Origin of the sequence: Mangrovicella endophytica (genome assembly GCF_002893625.1) — a bacterium.
Classification (GTDB): Bacteria; Pseudomonadota; Alphaproteobacteria; order Rhizobiales; family Rhizobiaceae; genus Mangrovicella; species Mangrovicella endophytica.
The window spans coordinates 176,352-198,417 of record NZ_PKMZ01000005.1 but is presented as its reverse complement, the minus strand read 5'-3'; the positions used below and the strand labels follow the sequence as shown (position 1 = coordinate 198,417).

The window sequence follows — 22,066 nt, the reverse complement described above, 5'->3', positions numbered from 1 at the left end:
CGCGACGGTGGCGAGCCGCGATGCCGCGGTGCGATGCCCGCACGGCGCCCTCAACGACCGTCGTATGCGGCCGCGTTACCCTCAACATAGCGAAACATTTGGCCCGGCGGGGCTTTTGTGCCAATCATTACTGCGGTGCACAGAGGCCTCGGCAAGAAGAGCGGTCGCACCTGCGAATGCGCACGGTCCTGAGGGTGAGGCATGGCCAAGAACGCGGAAACGACGGTCATCAAGAAGTACGCCAACCGGCGTCTCTACAATACCGGCACGAGCACCTACGTGACGCTCGAGAACCTTGCCGCGATGGTCAAGGGCAACGAGGACTTCGTCGTTCAGGACGCCAAGACCGGCGAGGATATCACCCACTCCGTTCTGACGCAGATCATCTTCGAGCAGGAGAACAAGGGCGGCCAGAACCTGATGCCAATCACCTTCCTGCGGCAGCTGATCCGCTTCTATGGCGATCAGATGCAGATGGTCATCCCCGGCTATCTCGAACATTCCATGTCCGCCTTCGCCAACGAACAGGAGAACTTCCGCAAGGAGGTGAACGGCGCGATGGCGCAATCGCCGATGAAGCTGATGGAAGCGCAGGTGCGGCGCAACACGGAGATGTTCCGCCAGGCCATGGCGATGTTCAATCCGTTCCTCGCCACGCCCGCTACCCGCGAGTCCGGCGAGGCGAACGGAGGGGCGGCGCCAACCTCGGCCAGCGGGACGGCCGATCCGGATGAGCTCGCGGCCATGCGCCAGCAGCTCGCCGACATGCAGCGGCGCCTCGAAGCCATGGACGCCAAGAAGACGCCATAGCGTCCGGCAGAGCGCCGCGGGATTGAAGCAGCGCCTGACCCGACCCAGATCATCCGAGCGAGGCCACGTCCTCCCTCCGCCGCGGCGGAGCTGAAGTCCGGGACGGCCCGGCCCTTCTCTCGGAGGGCTCGATGGCCTGGATCTACCTCGTTGCCGCTGGCATTCTCGAAATCGTCTGGTCCTATGCGATGAAGCAGTCGGACGGCTTCACGCGCGCCGTCCCGACCACGGTCATGGCGGCCGCCATGATCGGCAGCTTCGCTCTCCTGTCGCTGGCGATGCGGATGCTGCCGCTGGGTACGGCCTATACGATCTGGACCGGCATCGGCGCCGTCGGCGCCTTTGTCGTCGGCATCGTCATTCTCGGCGAAGCGGCGACGCCCGCGCGCCTGCTTGCCGCCGCGCTGATCCTGTCCGGGCTGGTTCTGATGAAGCTCTCATCGACGGGGTGAGCCCATCGAAAGCGCGGTGCCGAACCAGAACGCTTCGTCCCCTCAAAATAAAAAAGCCGCGCGAACCGCGCGGCTTTTCCAATGCTCGACGAAAGGCGCAAGAGCCCTCAGCCGTTGTCCTTGACCGCCAGGACCTGCTTGCCGCGATACATGCCGGTCTTCAGGTCGATATGGTGCGGACGGCGCAGCTCGCCCGAGTTCTTGTCCTCGATATAGGTCGGCGCCTTGAGGGCGTCGGCCGAGCGGCGCATGCCGCGCTTGGAGGGCGATGTCTTTCGCTTAGGTACGGCCATTGTCCTGCTCCGTTCGGTCGCGCCCGAACCGGCGGCGGCCGGATGTGCGCATGATGGGGTTCCGCAGCCTGGAGGCCGCGGCGAAGCGGAGGTCCGGCTGCATTCGCGTCCATAGACCGGTGGTCGCCCGAAAGCGTCCAGACCTCGTCGTGACGGGAATTCGCGGCAGCCCATAGCAAATGCGAAGGCCGATGGGAAGGCTGCCGCGACAAATGACTCGGCGGCACCGCCCGACGCTTGGGCGCCAGCGCCAGCCGCCTGCCTCGCCTCAGCTCTTCACGCAGCCGACGTAGTCGCCCGAACCCCGCGCGCGCTTTTCGATCACGCCGGACAGGCGCTTGAGACCGCGCGAGGGTTTGGCGGGATTGCGCGTCGCCGGAGATGGCAGCGTCACGGCGAGCAAGGCGGCTTCCCGCGCCGTCAGCGCAAAGGCCGGCTTATTGAAGTAATGCCAGCTCGCCGCCTCGACGCCATAAATGCCGTCGCCCCACTCGGCGACGTTGAGATAGATCTCCATCAGGCGGCGTTTCGTCCAGATGAAGTCGGCATAGAGCGCCAGAGGCGCCTCCAGCGCCTTGCGCAGATAGGAGCGGCCAGACCAGAGGAAGAGGTTCTTCACCGTCTGCATCGGGATGGTCGAAGCGCCCCTGGTCGATTCGCCCTCCATGGCATCGTCCACGACGGCCCGCATCTGCGTCCAGTCGATGCCGCCATGGAAGCAGTACTGCCCATCCTCGGACATCATCACGGAATGGATCAGCACCGGCGAAATATCGTCGAGCGCGACCCAGTCCCGTTCCACTTTCTGGAAGGTGAAATGATCCGCCAGCATCAGCGTGGACACGGGATGCACGCCGGGGATGGCGTAGACCAGCACCAGGACGATCGGGAGCGAAATGAGAGCGACCACGACGAGGGCGGCAATGCTTAAGGATCGTCGCAGCATCTCGAAATGGGAAGGCTTTCGCAGCACCGGCGGAGCGGACGGAGGATCAAGCTTTTACTTATCGGCGCTAAAGATGGAGCGCAATGGCGACGCGGGGCCGGGACGGACCACCTGCGGCGAGCATGGTGGTCAGCGGGCATCAGCGCCCGGCAGGGATGGAAACGGCACATGCAGGTTCAGGCATTCGAGGCCAAGCTCGCCGAAACGGCCAAGGCCGTAGAAATGGCCCTCGACGACATTCTGGGTTCTCACAAACTCGTCAGCGGCACGCCGCACCGGCTTCTCGGTGCGATGCGCCACGGCGTCCTGAACGGCGGCAAGCGGCTGCGGCCCTTCCTGCTGCTGGAGAGCGCCAAGCTGTTCGGTGGGGATCGCGCCGGCGCGCTGATGGCGGCCGTGGCACTCGAATGCGTCCATTCCTACTCGCTGGTCCATGACGACCTGCCGGCCATGGATGACGACGATCTGCGCCGCGGCCAGCCGACGGTCCACAAGGCCTATGACGAGGCAACCGCGATCCTGGCCGGTGACGCGCTGCTGACGCTCGCCTTCGGGCTCCTGGCCGAGATCGAGACGGCGACCGCCGACAAGCGTGTGGCCCTCGTCGCGCTGCTCGCCCGGCGCGCCGGATCACCCGGCATGGTCGGCGGCCAGATCCTCGACCTCGCGGCGGAAACGGAGAGCCTGTCCGAGCTGGAGATCGCCCGCATGCAGGCGATGAAGACGGGCGCGCTGATCTCGTTTGCCTGCGAGGCCGGTGCCGTTCTCGGCACGGTATCCACCGAAGAGCGGGCGCATATGCGCCGCTTCGGCGACGTCGTCGGTCTCGCCTTCCAGCTGGCCGACGACCTGCTCGACGAGACGGCGAACGCCGCGACGCTCGGCAAGGCCGCCGGCAAGGATCGCGGCAAGGGCAAGAAGACTCTTCCCGCCCTGCACGGCCATGGCTGGACGCGCGACAAGCTCGGCGATCTCGTCGACGAGGCCGAGGAGCTGCTGCAGCCCTTCGGCGAGCGCGGCAGCCTGCTGGCGCAGGCAGCCCGCTTCGCCGCAACGCGCACAAGGTAAAGCTGCGCGGATCGAAGCTCTCAGTTCCGGAAGACGATGCAGGCGCCGCCGGCGCCGCGCAGGCGCGCGCACAGCGTGTCGGCCTCACTGCGGCTATCGGCGCCGATCCGCACCGCCCAGATCGACCGCCGTCCAATACCGTTGCGGTCGCGCATGACGATCGGATCGCGTCCGCCGAGGATGGCGGGGAATCGTCCCTGCAGCCGGCGATAGCTCGCCAGCGCCGCGCTCTGGCGGAAATTGCCGGCGACCTGCACGCCCCATGGCTTCATCGGCGCGCTGGCCGGCGCGGCCGGGCTCGAGCGTGTCGCCATGACCGGCAGCTTGCGGCAGCCCTCGGCGAAGGACAGGCCCTTCGCCAGCGGCCGCGGCTCGACCTCGCGGCCGGCGTCGCGAAACCAGTCGGCCTCGCGGGCGGTGATGGAGCGGACATAGTCCTCCGTCTCCAGCGGCAGCAGCCCGCCATTGGCGAGCCAGCCGCGCACCCGGTTGGGGCCGCCATTATAGGCCGCCGCGGCAAGGCCCCAGTTGCCAAGGTCGGCGCGCAGGTCCCTGAGGTAGAGAGCCGAATGGCGGATCGCCTCGGTCAGGTCGAATGGATCGGCCAGGCCCCGCTCGCGCGCGGTATAGGGCATGAACTGCGCGATGCCGCTGGCGCCGACCGGCGAGACCGCACTGGCATCGAAGCGGCTTTCCTTCCAGATCAGCCGAGCGAAGAAGTCGCGCGGCATGCCGTTGAGATCGGCATGGAACTGGATGAGGTCGCAGATGGTGCCGACATTGCTGCCGGCTGTCGTCGGCTTGCCCGGCTCCGCAGCCGTCAGTTCGGGCGGCGGCTTGGTGGGATAGGCGAGCTCCGGCAGCACGGATCCGTCCGCTGCGAGAGCCGGTGCACCGCCGACAAATAGGATCAGGAGAGCGACGGCAAGACCGAGCCTGCGACGGCCCCTTGCCTGCCGGTGCCCGGCGACCGGCCGTAAACGCCTCACTCGGCTGCCGCCGCGTCCTTCGCTCCGAACCGGCGCTCGATATAGTCGGCGACCATCGCCTGGAACTCTTCGGCGATGCGCGGTCCGCGCAGTGTCACCGCCTTGCGGCCGTCGATGAAGACGGGCGCGGCCGGCGTTTCGCCGGTGCCGGGAAGCGAGATGCCGATGTCGGCGTGCTTGGATTCGCCTGGTCCGTTGACGATGCAGCCCATCACCGCAACGTTGAGGGCTTCGACGCCGGGGTACTTCTCGCGCCAGACCGGCATATTGGTGCGAAGGTCGTTCTGGATCGACTCCGCCAGCTCCTGGAAGACGGTCGAGGTCGTGCGCCCGCAGCCCGGACAGGCCGCGACGATCGGCAGGAACTGCCGGAAGCCCATGACCTGCAGGAGCTCCTGCGCAACCTGCACCTCGCGCGTGCGGTCGCCGCCGGGCTCCGGCGTCAGCGAGACGCGGATCGTGTCGCCGATCCCCTCCTGAAGGAGGATGCCCATCGCGGCCGAGGAGGCGACGATGCCCTTTGTGCCCATGCCGGCTTCGGTGAGGCCCAGATGCAGTGCATGGTCCGTGCGCCGCGACAGGTCGCGATAGACGGCGATGAGGTCCTGCACCTGGCTGACCTTGGCCGACAGGATGATCTTCTCGCGCGGCAGGCCGACCTCTTCCGCCAGCCGTGCCGAATGGAGCGCCGACTGGATGATCGCCTCGCGCGTCACCGCACGGGCCGAGCGCGGCTGCGGCGAAACGGTGTTCTCGTCCATCAGTCGGGTCAGCAGCTCCTGGTCGAGCGAGCCCCAGTTGACGCCGATGCGCACCGGCTTGCCGTAGCGGGCAGCGATCTCGACAATGTCGGTGAACTGCCGGTCCCGCTTGTCCTTGAAGCCGACATTGCCGGGATTGATGCGGTACTTCGCGAGGGCCTCGGCGCAGGCCGGATGATCGGCCAGGAGCTTGTGACCGATGTAATGGAAGTCGCCGACGAGCGGCACGTTGATGCCGAGGCGCTCCAGCCGCTCGCGGATGCGCGGCACGGCCGCAGCGGACTCGTCGCGGTCCACCGTGATGCGGACGATCTCGGAACCGGCGCGGGCGAGCGCCGCGACCTGCGCGACCGTTGCGTCCGCATCCGCCGTATCGGTGTTCGTCATCGACTGGACGACGATCGGGGCGCCGCCGCCGACGACGACGCCGCCGACATCGACGCCGACGGTCGGCCGCCGCGGCATTGGATCGGCATCGACGGGCTCGAACGCAGTCTCGCGATCCATGACGTTCATGATGACGGCTCGGCAGGTGAATATAAGCCGGAGGTGGCGTTTTCCGGCGGCCTTGTCAAATCATCACTGTGCGGTGTCGCAATGATGACAGCTCGCCAAGCTCTACATGCGGTAGGGGCCCTGCCCGTCATCCTCCATTTACCGCGTTTCCGTCGCCGCGGCGCAGGCTCTGGAACTTACTCCCACATTCAACCGTTTTTGAATTCGACAATTCCTGAACGGAGCACGGGACATTCCCATGAGCACGATCCTTCTCGTCATCCTGATCATCGTCCTGATCGGCGCCGTGCCGGCTTGGCCGTATTCGCGCGGTTGGGGTTATGGCCCGTCCGGCATTCTCGGCCTCATCCTCATCGTCGTTCTGATCCTGTTCCTGATGGGTAGGATCTGACGAACATCACTGCACCGCTTGGGGCGGGCGGCGTCGAAGGGCGCCGCCCGCCTTCTTTATAGCCGGGTGCGCCGGTCGGCATCGCGCAGCAGGCCGGCCCCCGCGAACACGATCACCAGGAGCCCGGCCAGCGTCGAGTAGATGGCCGCAAAGCTCACATGCTCGGCGGCAAATCCGATGGCGGACGGCGCCAGCAGGATCCCGCTATAGGCGAAGGCCGACACGATGCTGAGGCCGATGCCCGGCTTCAACCCCGCGACATTGCCAGCGGCGGAAAAGGCGATCGGGACCAGATTCGACAGGCCGATGCCCATTACGGCGAAGCCCGCGATCGCCACACCGTAATGCGGCGCCATGCCGATGATCCCCAGCCCGACCGCCGCGATGACGCTGGCGAACCTGGCCGTGCGCACCGCGCCAAACCGGTCGCGCACCTTGTCGCCGACAAAGCGCAGGATTGCCATCGAGGAGGCACAGGCCGCGAAGGCAAAGCCTGAGGCAAACGTGCTGGCGCCCAGCTCGCGCCGGAGATAGAGCGCGCTCCAGTCGATCGCCGCTCCTTCCGGAATCATCGCGAACAGCGCCAGAATGCCGACGCCGAACGCCGTCAGGAGCGGCGCAAACGAGGTGCCGGCGCCGGTCGCGCCCTCTGGCGTATCCGACCCTGAGTCCCCATGGTCGGTTCGGTCCTCCTGGAGGAAGGGAACGCTGACGATCGTCAGGATCGTCATGGCAACGCCGACGATCAAGGCATGCAGAGGCGCCCCGACGGCCGCGATGATCGGCCCGCCGAGGCCCGCGCCGAGCAGCCCGCCGATGCTCCAGAAGCCATGGCAGGACGACATGATCGCCGTCGGCATGCGCCGTTCCACGCTGACGGCATTGGCATTCATCGCGACATCCATGCCGCCCACGACGAAGCCGAAGATAGCGACAGCGATGGCGGCGGTCACGATGTTCGGCGCCAGCGCAACCAGCGCAAGGACGATCGTGATCAGCGTCTGGAGGATCATCGTCGGGCGACGCGAGCCGACACGCATGATCGCGGCACCCACGAGCGGCATGGCGATGATCGAACCGACGCCGAGGCCGAACACCATCAGGCCGACCGCGGTGCTGGACAGACCAAGGCGCTGCGCCATCACGGGGATCTGCGGCGCCCAGCTCCCTACGACGAAGCCATTGGCCAGGAAGGCCGCTCCGACGGCGAGGCGCATGGGCGGAAACCCGGCAGGTGCCCGCGAGCGGACGGAAATGGTCGTTTCGGTCATGGAAGCAATCCATCGGCCGCAGCGCAGCGGCATCCTTGAGGAAGAAGCGTCATCGTGGGCGTCAGCTTGCGCCGCGGCGCTGCGGGCCGGCCTGCGTTACCGCAACGCCTCGTGAGGAGAACGCCTGTGCCAGTTCGGCCGGACAGTCGGCACCGACGACGAGGTGGGTAAGGCGATCGCAGTCGGCAACGCCGAAGGATGCTGCCGTGCCGAGCTTGTCGGCCGTGGCCGCGACGAGAACGGCGCGGCTCCGTCCCACAAGGAGGCGCTTCAGCTCCGCCTCTTCCTGGCTGAAGGCCGTGACGCCGGCAGCCGGGTCGACACCACAGGCGCCAAGGACATACAGATCCGGCCTGAGCTGCGCGGCCTCGGCCGCGGTGCGGGCACCGAGGCAGCCGCCGGTCGCGGCATCGTAGCGGCCGCCGAGCAGGATGGTATCGGCGCCACGGTCCCCGGCCGCAGTGGCGATGGCCGGTGCGTTGGTGACGATCGTCAGCCTATGGCCCTGCGAGATTCTCGCGGCGATGGCGAGATTGGTCGAGCCGGCATCGATCACCACCGTCGCGCCACGCTTCAGAAGCGGGGCCGCGGCTCCTGCGAGCATGGCCTTTTCGTCCGCCGCGACAGACTGGCGGTGGCTGAGCGAACCATGCTGCGGCGCGGCGCGCAGCGCTCCCCCATAGACGCGCTCGCAGAGGCCGGCTGCTGCCATCTCGCGCAGGTCGCGGCGTATCGTATCCTCCGAGACGGAGAAGAACTTCGCGAGTTCGCCCGCCAGCACACGGCCCTCGTCCTGAAGACGGTCTCTGATCAGAGCCTGGCGTTCCCGGGTCAGAAGCTGCGACATGCGCCGTTACCGCGATCCCTACTGATTCACGTTCATGCACGTTTATGCACGATTGGGTGCAAGGTTCAAGAGGACGGGGAGCGGCAGCCGAACTGGATACGCCACAAACAAAAAGGCCGCCGGAAGAGCCGGCGGCCTTTTGTCATTCAGCACGGTCTCGATGTTCAGGCGGCTGCGAAGACCACCAGCAGATCCTTCGCGTCGATCTGGTCGCCAGCCTTGACGGTGACGCTCTCGATTGTGCCGTCGCGCTCGGCATGCAGCGCCGTCTCCATCTTCATCGCTTCGATGGAGAGGAGCACGTCCCCCGCCTTGACGCTCTGGCCTGCCGCGACCGCGACAGTCGAGACAACGCCCGGCATGGGGGCGCCGACATGGGCGGCGTTGCCCGGCTCGGCCTTGGCGCGCGCAGCGCTACCGGACGCTCCTTGCGTGCGATCCGGCACCTTCACGCGTCTCGGCTGGCCGTTCAGCTCGAAGAAGACCGTGCGCATGCCCTTCTGGTCTGTTTCACCGAAGCCGAGGCAGCGCACCACCAGCGTCTTGCCGCGCTCGATCTCCGCCAGCACCTCGGTGCCAACGTCGATACCGTAGAAGTAGTTCGGCGTCGGAAGCGTCGAGACGGGTCCGTAGAGCTCCTGCGCGGCGGCGAAGTCGGTGAAGACCTTCGGATACATCAGATAGGAGGCAAATTCCTGGTCGCTGACCTTGCGCTCCAGCTTGCCCTCGACCTCGGCCCGCTTGGCGGCAAGGTCGGCATCGGGGATCAGCGATCCCGGCCGGACCGTGATCGGCTTTTCGCCCTTCAGTACCTTCTTCTGCAGCGCCTCAGGCCAGCCGCCGGGCGGCTGCCCGAGATCGCCCTTGAGCATCGAGACCACCGACTCGGGGAAGGCGAGGTCCTTCTCCGGGTTCTCGACATCGGCGACGGTGAGATCCTGGCTCACCATCATCAGCGCCATGTCGCCGACGACCTTGGACGACGGCGTCACCTTGACGATGTCGCCGAACATCCGGTTCACGTCGGCATAGGTCTGCGCCACCTGGTGCCAGCGCGTTTCGAGTCCGAGTGAGCGCGCCTGCTCCTTCAGGTTGGTGAACTGCCCACCCGGCATCTCGTGGAGGTAAACCTCCGAGGCCGGTCCCTTTAGGTCGCTTTCGAAAGCGGCATACTGGTTGCGCACCGCCTCCCAGTAGAAGGAGATCCGCCGGATCGCGTCGGACGAGAGGCCAGGATCACGCTCCGAGCCCGCCAGCGCCTCGACGATCGAGCCGAGGCAGGGCTGCGCCGTGTTGCCGGAGAAGGCGTCCACCGCCGCGTCGATTGCGTCGACGCCGGCTTCCACCGCCGCCAGCACGGTCGCCGCCGAGATGCCGGAGGTGTCGTGCGTGTGGAAGTGGATCGGCAGACCGACCTCCTCCTTCAGCGCCTTGAACAGGACCCGCGCCGCTGCAGGCTTCAGGAGCCCGGCCATGTCCTTGACGCCGAGGATGTGGGCGCCGGCCGCCTCCATCTCCTTGGCAAGCGCCACATAGTATTTGAGATCGTATTTCGGCCGCGCGGAATCGAAGAGGTCCGCCGTGTAGCAGATCGCCCCCTCGCAGAGCTTGCCCGCCTCCCGCACCGCATCCATGGAGACGCGCATGTTCTCCACCCAGTTCAGGCAGTCGAAGACGCGGAAGAGATCGACGCCGCCCTTTGCCGCTTCGGACACGAAGCACTTCACGACATTGTCGGGATAGTTGGTGTAGCCGACGCCGTTGGAGCCTCTGAGCAGCATCTGCAGGAGGATGTTCGGCGCCCGCTCGCGGATCAGCGCCAGGCGCTCCCACGGGTCCTCGGTCAGGAAGCGCATCGCGACGTCGAAAGTCGCGCCGCCCCAGCACTCCAGGCTGAAGAGGTTCGGCAGCGCCCGCGCATAGGCGTCCGCAATGGCGACGATGTCGTGCGTGCGCATGCGCGTCGCCAGCAGCGACTGGTGGCCATCGCGCATCGTCGTGTCGGTGACGAGAACGCGCCGCTGGTCGCGCATCCACTGGGCGAAGCCGTCCGGCCCCAGCGCATCGAGCACCTGCCGCGTGCCGTCCTGCACAGGCAGATTGAAGACGGGCGGCACCGGGCGCGCGTGGTCCGCCGACGGCTTCGGCCGGTTCTTGGTTTCCGGATGGCCGTTGACGGTGACGTCGGCAAGATAGGTCAGGAGCTTGGTCGCGCGGTCGCGCCGCTTGACCTGCTGGAACAGCTCCGGCGTCTCGTCGATGAACCGCGTCGTGTAGCTGTTGTCGCGGAACTTCGGGTGGCCGATGATGGCTTCGAGGAAGGTCAGGTTGGTCGCGACGCCGCGGATCCGAAACTCGCGCAGCGCCCGGTCCATGCGGGCGATCGCCTCCTCGGGCGACGGCGCCCAGGCGGTCACCTTCTCCAGCAGCGGGTCGTAGAACCGCGTGATCACCGCGCCGGAATAGGCAGTGCCGCCGTCGAGCCGGATGCCGAAGCCGGTTGCGCCGCGATAGGCGGTGATGCGGCCGTAGTCCGGGATGAAGTTCTGCTCGGGATCCTCGGTGGTGATGCGGCACTGCAGGGCGTGGCCATGCAAGCGGATGTCTTCCTGGCGCGGCACACCGGATGCGGGCGTCCCGATCGCATGGCCGTCGAGGATGTGGATCTGCGCCTTGACGATGTCGATGCCGGTCACCTGCTCGGTGACGGTATGCTCGACCTGGATGCGCGGATTGACCTCGATGAAATAGAACTTGCCCGTATCGGCATCCATCAAGAACTCGACCGTGCCGGCGCCGACATAGGCTGTCGCCTTGGCGATCTTGCGGGCATAGGCCGCGAGCTCGCGCCGCTGCGCATCGTCGAGATAGGGCGCCGGCGCCCGCTCCACGACCTTCTGGTTGCGGCGCTGGATGGAGCAGTCGCGCTCGAAGAGGTCGACCACGGTGCCGTGCGTGTCGCCCAGGATCTGCACTTCGACATGCCTGGCGCGCTCGACGAGCTTTTCGAGATAGACCTCGTCCTTGCCGAACGCCGCCTTCGCTTCGCGCTTGGCCTCGGTCACCTCGCGCTCGAGGTCGGCTTCCGCGCGGATGGCGCGCATGCCGCGCCCGCCGCCACCCCAGGACGCCTTCAGCATCACGGGATAGCCGATCTCCGCCGCCATGCGGCGCACCTCGGCGAAGTCGTCTGGCAGCGGCTCGGTGGCCGGCACGACGGGTACGCCGATCTCGATGGCGAGGTTGCGCGCGGCGACCTTGTTGCCGAGCCGGCGCATCGTGTCCGGCGACGGGCCGATGAAGGTAATGCCGTTCTCCGCGCAGGCTTCGGCGAATTCCGGGCTTTCCGACAGGAGCCCATAGCCGGGATGGATGGCATCGGCGCCGGCGAGGCGCGCCACGCGCATCACTTCGTCGATCGAGAGATAGCTTTCGATCGGGCCGAGATCACGGGTCAGATGCGGCCCGCGGCCAACCTGATAGCTCTCGTCGGCCTTGAAGCGGTGCAGCGCGAGCTTGTCCTCCTCCGCCCAGATCGCGACGGTCCGCAGCCCCAGCTCGTTGGCGGCGCGGAAGACGCGGATGGCGATCTCGGAACGGTTTGCGACGAGTATCTTTCGTATCGGCAATCCCAAGGCTCCCCCCTTGCCCGGACCGCCATTTCGGCAGCCTCGAATACTGAAGTGTGCGGTGCAAAATGGGTTTTCGCAAGCGCACTCTCCTGGCGGCAGCTTCAGTGCCTCTCCTCGGCTTGGTCAAGCCCTCTCATCGCGATCATCACGGCGATATGGCCCGCCTCTCACGGCGTGGCCCCGCATCTGCCGAAACAGATCGGCCGCGATACAGCTGGCCCATCAGCGCTGTGCTGCCGCGAGTCAACGGACTCACCCGCCGCTGAGCGTCCCGACCGGCAGCATCCGCCTCTCGGCATCGGAGACGAAGCAGAGGTCGAGGAGCTTCTGCACCTCGCTCGCATGGCGGAAGCTCGGCTCGCCATTGATGCCGGAGAGCAGCGCGATGACGAAGCGATCGGCATTGCGCGGCGTCGGCGGGCATTCGATCGGCCGCCAGGTCTGCGTCTCGATGTCAGCGCCGAGACAGGCCGAGAGCGTCGATTCGGTGGTGTTGGACCAGATCTTCAGGGCGCCCATCTCGCCGTGGATCGTCAGGTGCAGATCGTTGGCATAGCCGGTGGCGAAGCGGCTCATATGGATGACGCCGAGCGCGCCATTGGCGAATTCGACCGTCATCGCGCAGGAGTCGTTGGCATCCAGCCTGTAGGCGCCGATCGCCCCGCCCGCCGCCTTGTCGAAGGTCTTCAGCCGCGCCTGCAGCGCCGCCACCTCAAGGCCCGTTCCGAAGGTCGCGAAGTCGAGGATATGGATGCCGATATCGCCGAGGACGCCCTTCGAGCCATGCGCCGAGGAGAGGCGCCACAGCCAGCGCTCGTCTTGGCGCCAGTCACCCCAGTGGCGGCCGGTCAGCCAGCTCTGCAGATAGCTTGCCTCCACGTGGCGCACCGCGCCGATCTCACCGGCATCCACCATCCGCCGCGCCATCTGGATGGCGCTGGCGTTACGATAGGTGAGGTTCACCATATTGACGACGCCGGCCGCCTCGGCCGCCTCCGTCATGGCGAGCGCGTCGGCATGGTCGAGCGCTAGCGGCTTCTCGCAGAACACCGCCTTGCCGGCCGCGATGGCTGCCAGCGTCGTCGCCTTGTGCACGGGATCGGGCGTGGCGTTGATCACCGCGTCGAACTCGCCCCAGGCGAGCGCCGCATCCAGATCGTCGAATACGTTCGGGATGTGATGCATCGCGCCAAAGGCCTTCACCCGCTCGGCATTGACGTCGCAGGCCGCCACCACGGCGCAGCCGGGAATGGCGCCGAAATGCTCGGCATGGCGATGCGCGATGCCGCCGGTCCCGAGGATCAGGAGGCGCGGTATGCCCGGCGCGCCCATGTCGTCGCCGGCTGCGGCATCCATGCTGCCCGGCTCGTCCGCCAGCGTCACCGATAACCCTCTTCGCCGCCCTTGTGCAGCGACGGACCCTTGCGAACGATCGGCTCCGGCGCGCGCTCCACCGGCACGTTCGGCGCAGCGGCGACGTCGACCCAGGCCGGCGCCGGATTATAAGCCCAGCGCACCGCGTTGATCAGCACCTGCCGAATCTGCGGGTGATGGTAGGTCGGATAGGTCTCGTGCCCCGGGCGGAAGTAGAAGATGCGCCCTGCCCCGCTTCCGAAGGTCAGCCCCGAGCGGAACACCTCGCCGCCTTCGAACCAGGAAATGAACACCGTCTCGGCCGGCTCCGGCACGACGAAAGGCTCGCCATACATCTCCTCGTTCGGCAGCTCGATCATCGGCCCGATGCCGCGCGCGATCGGATGGCCGAGTGCCACCGTCCAGATGCGCTCGCGCTCGCCGGCCTCGCGCCAGCGCAGCGAACAGGGTGCACCGGTGATGCGGCGGAAGATCTTCGAAAAATGTCCGGAGTGGAGGACGATCAGTCCCATGCCCTGATGGACGCGGTTCTGCACCCGCTCCACCACCGCATCCGACACCTCGCCATGCGCCTTGTGTCCCCACCAGACGAGCACGTCGGTCTCGTCGAGACGCGCCTGCGGAAGACCGTGCTCGGCCTCCTGCAGCGTCGCCGTACTGGCCGCGATCTCCGGATCGGCGCCGAGCGCCTCCGCAATCGTGGCGTGGATGCCGTCCGGATAGATGCTCCGGACGGCATCATTCTCCCGCTCATGGACAAACTCGTTCCAGACGACGGTGCGAATAGGCATCGGGGGCGTCTCCTCGTTTCTTCGCCGCCGGCTGCAGGCAGCCTCAGCGCGTCATCAGGAAGGCGACCGGCAGGTCCGTCAGCAGCGTGGACAGTCGAATTTCGCCCCCGCCCCCCGCCGACCCGACGTCGCGCCCGACGAGGACGTCGGTGAAATCTGCACCGGCAAGCTCCTTCGGCAGCCGCACAGCCGTGTCGCCCCAGCGCGCTGCGGGAACGGCCGGTGTCTCGGAACCGTCCAGAAGCTGCAGACAGAGCCGCGGCGCCACCACGACCGCCGCAGCGCCATCCGCGCCGATCCGTGCAAAGGCCACGACGTGGCGCGCCATGGCGCCCGTGACCTCCAGCGGGACGTAGCGGCCGGCGGTGAAGAGCGTCGGCACCTCGGCGCGCGCGGCAAGGCCCGCCACCATTACCTTGGCCTTCACGCGGCCATCGCGCCAATGGGCGAGCGCCTCGGCAGCGGACAGGCCGTCCTCGAGCGTCACCGCACGGGCATCGAAGTCGATGGCGCGGCGGTTGTCGGGATCGACGAGGCTGAAGTCGTAGAACTCGCTGCCCTGATAGATGTCCGGAATGCCGGGCGCTGCGAGCTTGACCACCGTCTGCGACAGCGACGTCAGTGCGCCGGCGGCGACGAATCCCTGCGCCTTTGTCCAGAACTCCTTCAGGAAGGCGCCTGACTTTTTCTCGTCCAGCGCCGCTTCCACGAAGCCGGCGAGCGCCGTTTCATAGGCCGCGTCGGGTGCGGTCCAGCTGGTGCGCACCTTCGCCTCGCGGACGGCCTTCTCCATGAAGGTCTTCAGCCGTTCGGCGAGGCTTTCGCGTGCGGCAGCATCCGCAGGATCGAAGTCCGCCGGCAAGACGCCGAGCAGCGACTGGTAGAAGCCCCACTCGGTGGCCGGGTCGGGAGACACCCGATCCTCGCCGATCGTCACGCGATAGGCCGACAGCGCTTCGGCGAATCCGGCAACGAGACCGGCCCAGCGCTCAGGCGCCTCGCTCAGCGTATAAAGCCGCGCCCGCGCATCCTCGCCGCGCTTGGTGTCGTGCGTCGAGGTCGCGAGCAGGCCCTCCGGCTGATCCTCGCAGCGGATCGCCATCGCCTCGTGGAAGTCCTCGACCGTGCCGCCGTAGTGATCCGGCTCGCCACCGACCTCGTTCAGTGCGATCAGGCGGTTGTACTGGTAGAAGACGGTGTCCTCCACCGCCTTGGCCATCACCGCGCCGGTGGTCTGCTGGAAGCGGCGGGTGAAGTTCAGCGCGCCGGCCACGTCCTGCCCATCTTCGAACTCCAGCTTCAGGAGCTTGCCGATGAATTGGATCGGTTCGTCCGCCTCGACCTCCCGGCCGGAGGTCGCAAGCGCCACGGCATCGTCGATGATGGCGACATCCTCGTCCGGCACGCCTTCGACGCCGACATAGGTGCGGTAGACCGGCAGCGCGGCCACGACCTCGACGATGGAGCGGGCGATGGTGTCGTTGCCGAAGTCGCGGCTGGACAGGCCGCGGCTCGCGACTGCGACGGCTTCCCGAGTGAGATAGGCGAGCTCGCCGGCGAGGTTGCGCAGGAAGATCGTGCGCTTCTGCTTCACGATCATCGAACGCAGCGACTCTTCGCGGCCGCGGAAATCCGCATAGGCCGCCGTCATACCCTCTTCCTTGTCGTGGTCGACATAGAGGGTGGAGAGGGCCGAGATGAACTCGTAGCCGGTGGTCCCCTGGATATTCCAGGAGCGGCGGAAGCGCTCCTCGCCCGTCAGGATCTTCTCGACATAGATCGGCGGATCGCGCCGGACCGACTGGAAGGCGCGGCGCAGCTGCTCGAGATAGGCTTTGGGATCGGCGAGGCCGTCGACATGGTCGATGCGGATACCGTCGATCCGCCGCTCGCGGGCGAGCCGGATCATCATGGCATGCGACTGGCTGAACACCCGGCGCAGCTCCTGGCGCACGCCGATGAGGTCGGCGATCTCGAAGAAGCGGCGGTAGCTCAGCTTCTCGCGCGCGGTGCGCCACCAGGCGAGGCGCCAGGCCTGCGCCTCGTGCAGCGCATGAAGGGCGGCACGGTCGGCGTTGATCGTCTCGACCGCCGCTTCCAGCGCGCTGCGGAAGCTGTCGTCATCGAGATGCTCGGCGAAGCGCTCTGTCAGTTCCTCGTGCTCGGCCGGTGTTGCGACAGAGAAGCGCCGCACCAGCCGCTCGCGCTCGTCATGCTCGACGAGCCCGAAAACATGGCCATAGGTGCGCGGGTCGATCGGCAGCTCGTAGCCGGCCGAATCGAAGCGCAGGCGGCAGCGTTCGAGGTCGAGCTTCACCGACAGATCGCCGTCGGCAAGCGCGTCGCCATAGGGCTTGCCGAGGATCGGCACCAGGATCTTGCCGGCCTCCCAGGCGATGTCGAAGGTTTCGGAATAGCGGCTTTCGCTGCCCCAGCGCAGCACGTCCTCCCACCAGGCGTTCTGCGGCGCGACGCCCATATGGTTGGGCACGAAGTCGAGCATCAGGCCGAGATCCTGGCCCGCCAGGGCATCGCTCATCGCCGTGAAGCCCGCCTGCCCGCCGAGGAGTTCGTCAAAGGAGTTGTAGTCGGTGACGTCGTAGCCGTGCGTCGACCCCTGGGACGCCGGAAACACCGGCGAAGCGTAGAGGTGGCTGACGCCGAACCGTTTCAGATAGGGCGCTAGCTCCTGCGCCGTCTCGAAGGTCATCCCTTGGCGGAACTGGAGACGATAGGTTGCGACGATGGGACGGGTCATGCAGTCTCCGGCCGTTCCTCGCGCATGGCAGCAGCGAGACTCTGGAATCGTTGGTTGCTGTCGAGGTCTTCGAGGCGCACGCCCGAGCGGATGCGCCAGTTGGGATATTCGTCGGTCGTTCCCGGCAGATTGGGCTGCTTCTCGGAGCCGACCATGTCGTCGAGCTGCACGGCCAGAAGGTAGGACGGCGTACGCGCCATGAAGCGGTGGATCGCCTCGGCAAGGCTCGTCGGCATATCGTCCGGCAGTGATTCCTCGCCGTCAGCCACCCTGTCGAACTCCTCCGGCAGCACGGCGGCTTCCTTCAGGGCGAGGATCAGCGCGCGGCGGTCGCGTTTGCGCTCTTCCATGTTGCGCTCGGTGGCAGCGCGATCCTGCCGTCCGGTGTCGGCGCGCAGCTGCATGTCGGTTCCCTTCCACCAGCCGGTCAGCGTCGGCAGGTCATGGGTGGAAATGCAGGCGAGCGCCGCCTCGGGATAGGCGGACGGTGCGAGGAAGCCGACATCGCCATGACGCTCGAAGTAGAGGACGCGGTAGGACAGGATGTGCGCCTCGGACATGGCATGCCGGAAGCCGGGCGGAACCGTGCCGAGATCTTCGCCGATGACGAGGCATCCATGCGTCTGCGAGGCCTCCGCAACCGCATCCACCGTGCGGCCGAGCGGGAAGCGCACATAGCCGCCGCCTGTCGCGTCCGACCCCTGCGGAATCCACCAAAGGCGCGCCAAGCCCATCGCATGATCGATGCGGATGGCGCCGGCATTGCGCATCAGCGCATTGAACGACTCGAGCAGCGGCCGGAAGTCGCGTTCCGCCAGGCCTCGCGGCGACAGCGGCGCGATGCCCCAGTCCTGCCCGGACGAGTTGAACATGTCGGGCGGCGAGCCGATCCGCGCGCCGCGAACGGTCAGTTCAGGATCGGCCCAGGTATCGGCGCCATCCGGCGCCACGCCGACGGCAAAGTCGAGATAAAGGCCGATGGCCATGCCTGCGGTCTTGGCGCGCGCTTGGGCGGCGGCGAGCTGGTCCTCGGCCAGATATTGCAGCCACTGATGGAACAGGACGGCGTGCTCGTTGTCGCGTGCGAAGGCTTGCACAGCCTCGCTGCGCGGGTCGCGATACTCCTCCGGCCAGCTATGCCAGCCGGCATATTGGCCACTCGCCACCATGTGCTCGGACAAGGCCTCGAACAAGGCGAAGTCGCGCAGCGCGTCGCCTGCGCCGGCGACGAAGAGCTGGAACGGCTCCTCGCCCAGGATGGCCTCCTTGCGGCGGTCGAAGACCGTCTTCAGCAGCTCGCGTTTCAGCGCGCCAACGGCGGGATAGTCGACGAGATCGCCCTGCACCGCCTCCAGACGAGACGACTGGGTCGTCCTCATCTCTGCGACAAGCTCTGCACCACCCTCCACCGTGTCGATCGCGATGTAGAGCGGGTTGAGGAAACGCCGGCTCGATGGCGAGTAGGGGCTGAAGCGACCGGGGTCGGCGAGGAACAGAGCGTGCAGCGGGTTGACGCCCACGAAGGACGCGCCGGCGCCGGCTGCAATTTCTGCGAGCTTCGCAAGGTCCTCGAAATCGCCGAGGCCGAGGCTGCGGTCGGACCGCAGACTGTAGACCTGGCAAGCCACGCCCCAGGTGCGCCGTTTCACGAAGGGCGGCAGTGAGCAGCTCTTCGTCGCCTGGTCCTGCGCCTCGTCAAAGGAGCCCGGCTCGCCACTGTCGGGATCGACACCGAGGGCCCTCAGCAGCCGCGCCTTCGCATCGTCGGAGATGACATGACGCTCGCCGAGCTCGGAGATGTAGGCGCCTTGGATGCCGTGGCTCTCGGCCAGACGATCGAGCTGTTCACTCATGTGATGAGTCTCCGATCTGCAAGGTCTTCGACAGACGGAACGCCACGGAGGGGCCTGGCAGGACGCCCTTGATTAGGCTCTCGCAGACGCCGTCCTCGTGTTCGAACACAAGTTCGCCGCGGCGCACTTCGTCGGCGGCGATGCCGGATGGCAGCGACCAGGGCTCGTCATCGAGATTGGCGAAGAGCTGCAGGACGGCGCCGCCCGCCAGCGTCCATGAGACGGAAAACGCGTCCGTATCATTGCTGAGGTGGCAGCGGCCGGCGCCGCCTGGGGCGTCCTTCAGCAGCGGCATGATCTTCTCGCGCCGGATCTTCAGGAGCTCGGACACGAACTGCGAATGGCGGCGGTAGGTCGGACGATTGAGCAGATTCCAGTCCACCTTGCACTGGAGGAAGGTGGACTCGCTGTTTGGGTCGGGGATCAGCTCGCGATTGCGCGGATTGTGGAAGGCCGCGAAGTGCTTGAATTCGGCGCGGCGTCCCTCGCGCACGGCATCGCCGAGCTCACCCTGGAAGTCGGTGAAGAAGCAGAAGGGATTGTGCTCGCCATACTCCTCGCCCATGAACATCAGCGGGATCTGCGGCGAGAGCAGCAGGATCGCCTGCAGCATCTCCACCAGGCGCCGCGGCGCGACGTCGGTGAGGCGGTCGCCGAACGCCCGGTTGCCGATCTGGTCGTGGTTCTGGATGAAGTTGACGAAGGCCGTGGGCGGAAGGTGATCGGACGGATAGCCGACCTCCTTGTCGCGATGCTTGGAATATTCGCCTTGGAAGACGAAGCCGGTGGCAAGGCTCTTGGCCATCAGCCGCACGCCGTTGCGCGCGTAGTCCTGATAATAGCCTTCGCTTTCCTTGGTCGCTACGACATGGGCGCAGTGGTGGAAGTCGTCGTTCCACTCACCTGAGACCAACAGCGGCTCGCCGTTCTCCTTGCGCTCGATATGCCAGACGATGTTGCGCGCGTCCTCGGTGGTCAGATGCACGTGACGGTCGGTCACGCGCTGGCGCACCGCGGCGGCGAGTTCTCGCACCAGCGGCTCGTCAGTCATGTCCTCGATGGAATCGATGGCGTCGAGCCGCAACCCGTCCAGCCGATATTCCTCCAGCCAGAACAGGGCATTCTCGATCATGAAGTTGCGCACCGGCGCCTTGTCATAGGCGATGGCCGCGCCCCAGGCTGTATGCATCTCCTCATGGAAGAAGCTGGGCGCGTAGCTCGTGATGTAGTTCCCGTCGGGGCCGAAGTGGTTGTAGACGACGTCGAGGAAGACCATCAGCCCACGCTCATGGGCGGCGTCGACGAGGCGTTTCAGGCCCTCGGGTCCGCCATAGACCGGATGCGGCGCGTAGAGATAGACGCCGTCATAGCCCCAGCCGCGTGACCCGCCGAACTGGGCGATCGGCATCAGCTCGATGGCGGTGATGCCGGTCTTCACGAGGTAGTCGAGCTTTCCGATGATGCCGTCGAAGGTGCCCTCCGGCGTAAAGGTGCCGGTGTGGAGCTCGTAGAACACCGTTTCGTGCCAGGGTCTCCCCTTCCAGTCGGCGGTGCGCCACTCGTAAGCCTTGGGGTCGACCAGTCGCGACAGCCCATGCACGTCCCGCATCTGCGCCCGCGCGGCCGGATCGGGTACGACCTGCTCGCCATTGACGCGGAAGCCGTATCCGCCGCCGACCGCGACCTGGTCGGTGGTCACCGTCCACCATCCCTCCTCCAGACGCTCCATGGGAAGGTAGTCCATAGAGGCATTGTCCTCGCCGCGGCCGATGGCGAGTTCGACCGATTTCACATCCGGCGCCCACAGCCGGAAGCGCGTGCCGTCATTGCCGATTCTGGTTCCCCAGGATGTGTCGTAGGAGAAATGCCTGTCAGTCATGTCTACCCCGTCGATACTGTGCAGCCGTACCAGAACGCCCGCAGCGAACGCGACGCGCAGGTCGTCGGTCGAGCATGGCGCCATGGATGAAGGCAGGCATGCGGGAGCGGCCGCGGCGTGCCGCAGCGTCATCATCCCGATCACCGTCCCAGGCAGTAACTGGAGCGCGCGCTCAGCCTTCAACCACCGAGCGCTGCAGTTTTTTCGCCGCCACGACAATAAATGGCGGGCTCTCGCGCCTTTACGCCGCAGCAGGCTTGGCGGCGTTGCCGCTCCGCCCGTGCCCGATGCGGCCATGCGTCAGATCGTGAATGAAGCGCAGCTTCTCGATCACGCGCTCCGACAGGACGAAGGGATAGAGATCCTGGTGTCCCATGGAGCGATTGAACGAGTTGAGCGCCGTCGCCAGCGGCAGCCACGCATCGGCAATCTGGTCCATCGTCACGGCGTCGTCGAAGACGTCAATGTCGATCTTGGTCGTCAGCAATCCCTGATCATCGACGCGCGGATCGATGACGACGCCCCAGGCATGCCCGGTGTTCAGCGTGTCGACGATGTGGAGGTAGTGCGCCCAGGTCTCGGCAAAATCCTCCCAGGGGTGGGACGCCGCATAGGCTGAGACGAATTCGAGCTGCCAGTCCGGTCGCGCGCCTTCCGCATAATGGCGCTGCAGCGCGGCGTTGTAGTCTTCCTCGTCGTCGCCAAAGATTGCGCGGCATTCGGCCAGCACACCGCCGTCGCGCACCAGCCGGTCCCAGTACCAGTGGCCGATCTCATGCCGAAAATGGCCGAGCAGCGTGCGATAGGGCTCGTTCATCGCGTGCCGGCGCTTCTCGCGCTCGGCATCGTCCGCCTCGATGAGGGCGATGGTGATCAGCCCTTCGTCATGCCCCGTCATGACTGCCTGGTCACTGGACTCGTCGTTCGACAGGAACTCGAAGCCGAGGCCCTCCGGATCCTCCGCACGCGTCACCAGCGGCAGCTTCATGCGCAGCAGCGAATAGAACAGCCGCCGCTTGGCCTGCTCCATCTTCTGCCACAGCGAGACGCGCTCGGTATCGGACAGGTCGGGAATGATCAGGTTGTGCCGGCAGGCGAGGCACAGCGTCTCCTCCCGCTCACCTTCCACCAGCCAGTTGCAGGCGCCGTATTCGTAGTTGGCGCAGTACTTCCACAGCTTGCCGTCGCTATGGGTGCCGACGGATTTCCAGATCCCGTCCTCCGGCTCCAGCGCCAGCATGCGGTTCTGCTTGGGTTCATAGCCAAGGGCATGGCCGCAGCGTTCGCACACGACGTTCTCGAAGAACACGACCTGACGGCAGTTCGGGCAGGAGAAGAGCTTCATCGCTTCGGCCTTTGGGAAACGCGCATGGCTGACCTCACGCTTCATCCCGAGCGCCTGCGGTCGCGCATCAATGCGCAGGGCTCCGCACGG

Annotated in this window: 17 protein-coding genes; 4 read left to right on the top strand and 13 right to left on the bottom strand. The window is 66.5% G+C overall.

The window, feature by feature from the left end; genetic code table 11:
• Positions 1 to 201 precede the first annotated feature (201 nt).
• On the top strand, positions 202 to 810 hold the full coding sequence (gene phaR, locus C0R46_RS13695; RefSeq protein ID WP_102960195.1) for a polyhydroxyalkanoate synthesis repressor PhaR: 609 nt from the start codon (positions 202 to 204) through the stop codon (positions 808 to 810).
• 131 nt (positions 811 to 941) lie between these two features.
• Entirely contained in the window at positions 942 to 1,262 is a 321-nt protein-coding gene (locus C0R46_RS13690; RefSeq protein WP_102960194.1) for a DMT family transporter, read from the top strand.
• A gap of 107 nt (positions 1,263 to 1,369) precedes the next feature.
• On the opposite strand, the gene rpmF is transcribed toward C0R46_RS13690, so the two are convergent.
• Both rpmF and mtgA read right to left on the bottom strand, forming a co-directional pair.
• Positions 1,370 to 1,555: a 50S ribosomal protein L32 gene (rpmF, locus tag C0R46_RS13685; RefSeq protein ID WP_102960193.1), complete on the bottom strand. Its 186-nt coding sequence runs from the start codon at positions 1,553 to 1,555 to the stop codon at positions 1,370 to 1,372.
• A 268-nt stretch (positions 1,556 to 1,823) separates the two neighbouring features.
• Positions 1,824 to 2,501, bottom strand: a complete 678-nt coding sequence (mtgA, locus tag C0R46_RS13680) for a monofunctional biosynthetic peptidoglycan transglycosylase (RefSeq protein WP_102960276.1) — start codon at positions 2,499 to 2,501, stop codon at positions 1,824 to 1,826.
• 168 nt (positions 2,502 to 2,669) lie between these two features.
• On the opposite strand from mtgA, the gene C0R46_RS13675 reads away from it, so the two are divergent.
• The gene (locus tag C0R46_RS13675; RefSeq protein WP_102960192.1) at positions 2,670 to 3,569 is read left to right on the top strand and encodes a farnesyl diphosphate synthase; all 900 of its coding nucleotides are present in this window, start codon (positions 2,670 to 2,672) and stop codon (positions 3,567 to 3,569) included.
• Positions 3,570 to 3,589: 20 nt separating this feature from the next.
• Here the strand turns inward: C0R46_RS13675 and C0R46_RS13670 are convergent, their stop codons facing one another.
• Together C0R46_RS13670 and ispG are read right to left on the bottom strand one after the other, a co-directional pair.
• Positions 3,590 to 4,435: a transglycosylase SLT domain-containing protein gene (locus tag C0R46_RS13670; protein ID WP_342586515.1), complete on the bottom strand. Its 846-nt coding sequence runs from the start codon at positions 4,433 to 4,435 to the stop codon at positions 3,590 to 3,592.
• Positions 4,436 to 4,554: 119 nt separating this feature from the next.
• The gene (ispG, locus tag C0R46_RS13665) at positions 4,555 to 5,835 is read right to left on the bottom strand and encodes a flavodoxin-dependent (E)-4-hydroxy-3-methylbut-2-enyl-diphosphate synthase (protein ID WP_245413578.1); all 1,281 of its coding nucleotides are present in this window, start codon (positions 5,833 to 5,835) and stop codon (positions 4,555 to 4,557) included.
• A 238-nt stretch (positions 5,836 to 6,073) separates the two neighbouring features.
• Here ispG and C0R46_RS13660 point away from each other — a divergent pair, with 238 nt between their 5' ends.
• A complete protein-coding gene (locus tag C0R46_RS13660) occupies positions 6,074 to 6,226 on the top strand; it encodes a DUF3309 domain-containing protein (RefSeq protein ID WP_198598330.1) in 153 nt (50 codons plus the stop codon).
• 56 nt (positions 6,227 to 6,282) lie between these two features.
• On the opposite strand, the gene C0R46_RS13655 is transcribed toward C0R46_RS13660, so the two are convergent.
• The 9 genes from C0R46_RS13655 to C0R46_RS13615 form a co-directional block, all read right to left on the bottom strand.
• Positions 6,283 to 7,497: an MFS transporter gene (locus C0R46_RS13655; protein WP_102960190.1), complete on the bottom strand. Its 1,215-nt coding sequence runs from the start codon at positions 7,495 to 7,497 to the stop codon at positions 6,283 to 6,285.
• Positions 7,498 to 7,558: 61 nt separating this feature from the next.
• Complete coding sequence (locus tag C0R46_RS13650) at positions 7,559 to 8,344, bottom strand: DeoR/GlpR family DNA-binding transcription regulator (protein WP_102960189.1); 786 nt, start codon at positions 8,342 to 8,344, stop codon at positions 7,559 to 7,561.
• A gap of 164 nt (positions 8,345 to 8,508) precedes the next feature.
• Positions 8,509 to 11,973 (bottom strand): pyruvate carboxylase, encoded by a 3,465-nt coding sequence (gene pyc / locus C0R46_RS13645; protein ID WP_102960188.1) that lies wholly within the window; start codon positions 11,971 to 11,973, stop codon positions 8,509 to 8,511.
• Between the two features lie 255 nt (positions 11,974 to 12,228).
• Positions 12,229 to 13,308 carry a Gfo/Idh/MocA family protein gene (locus C0R46_RS13640; protein WP_102960273.1) on the bottom strand — a complete coding sequence of 360 codons (1,080 nt, stop codon included), beginning with the start codon at positions 13,306 to 13,308 and terminating at the stop codon, positions 12,229 to 12,231.
• 47 nt (positions 13,309 to 13,355) lie between these two features.
• A complete protein-coding gene (locus C0R46_RS13635; RefSeq protein WP_102960187.1) occupies positions 13,356 to 14,141 on the bottom strand; it encodes a ThuA domain-containing protein in 786 nt (261 codons plus the stop codon).
• Positions 14,142 to 14,184: 43 nt separating this feature from the next.
• Entirely contained in the window at positions 14,185 to 16,899 is a 2,715-nt protein-coding gene (gene treY / locus C0R46_RS13630) for a malto-oligosyltrehalose synthase (protein WP_102960186.1), read from the bottom strand.
• Positions 16,896 to 18,752: a 4-alpha-glucanotransferase gene (malQ, locus tag C0R46_RS13625; protein WP_102960185.1), complete on the bottom strand. Its 1,857-nt coding sequence runs from the start codon at positions 18,750 to 18,752 to the stop codon at positions 16,896 to 16,898. Before malQ ends, treY begins: the two co-directional genes overlap by 4 nt.
• Positions 18,745 to 20,631: a malto-oligosyltrehalose trehalohydrolase gene (gene treZ, locus C0R46_RS13620; RefSeq protein WP_102960272.1), complete on the bottom strand. Its 1,887-nt coding sequence runs from the start codon at positions 20,629 to 20,631 to the stop codon at positions 18,745 to 18,747. The genes malQ and treZ overlap by 8 nt, the downstream gene beginning before the upstream one ends.
• Before the next feature lie 241 nt (positions 20,632 to 20,872).
• A complete protein-coding gene (locus tag C0R46_RS13615; protein ID WP_102960271.1) occupies positions 20,873 to 21,976 on the bottom strand; it encodes a zinc-binding metallopeptidase family protein in 1,104 nt (367 codons plus the stop codon).
• Positions 21,977 to 22,066: the final 90 nt, after the last annotated feature.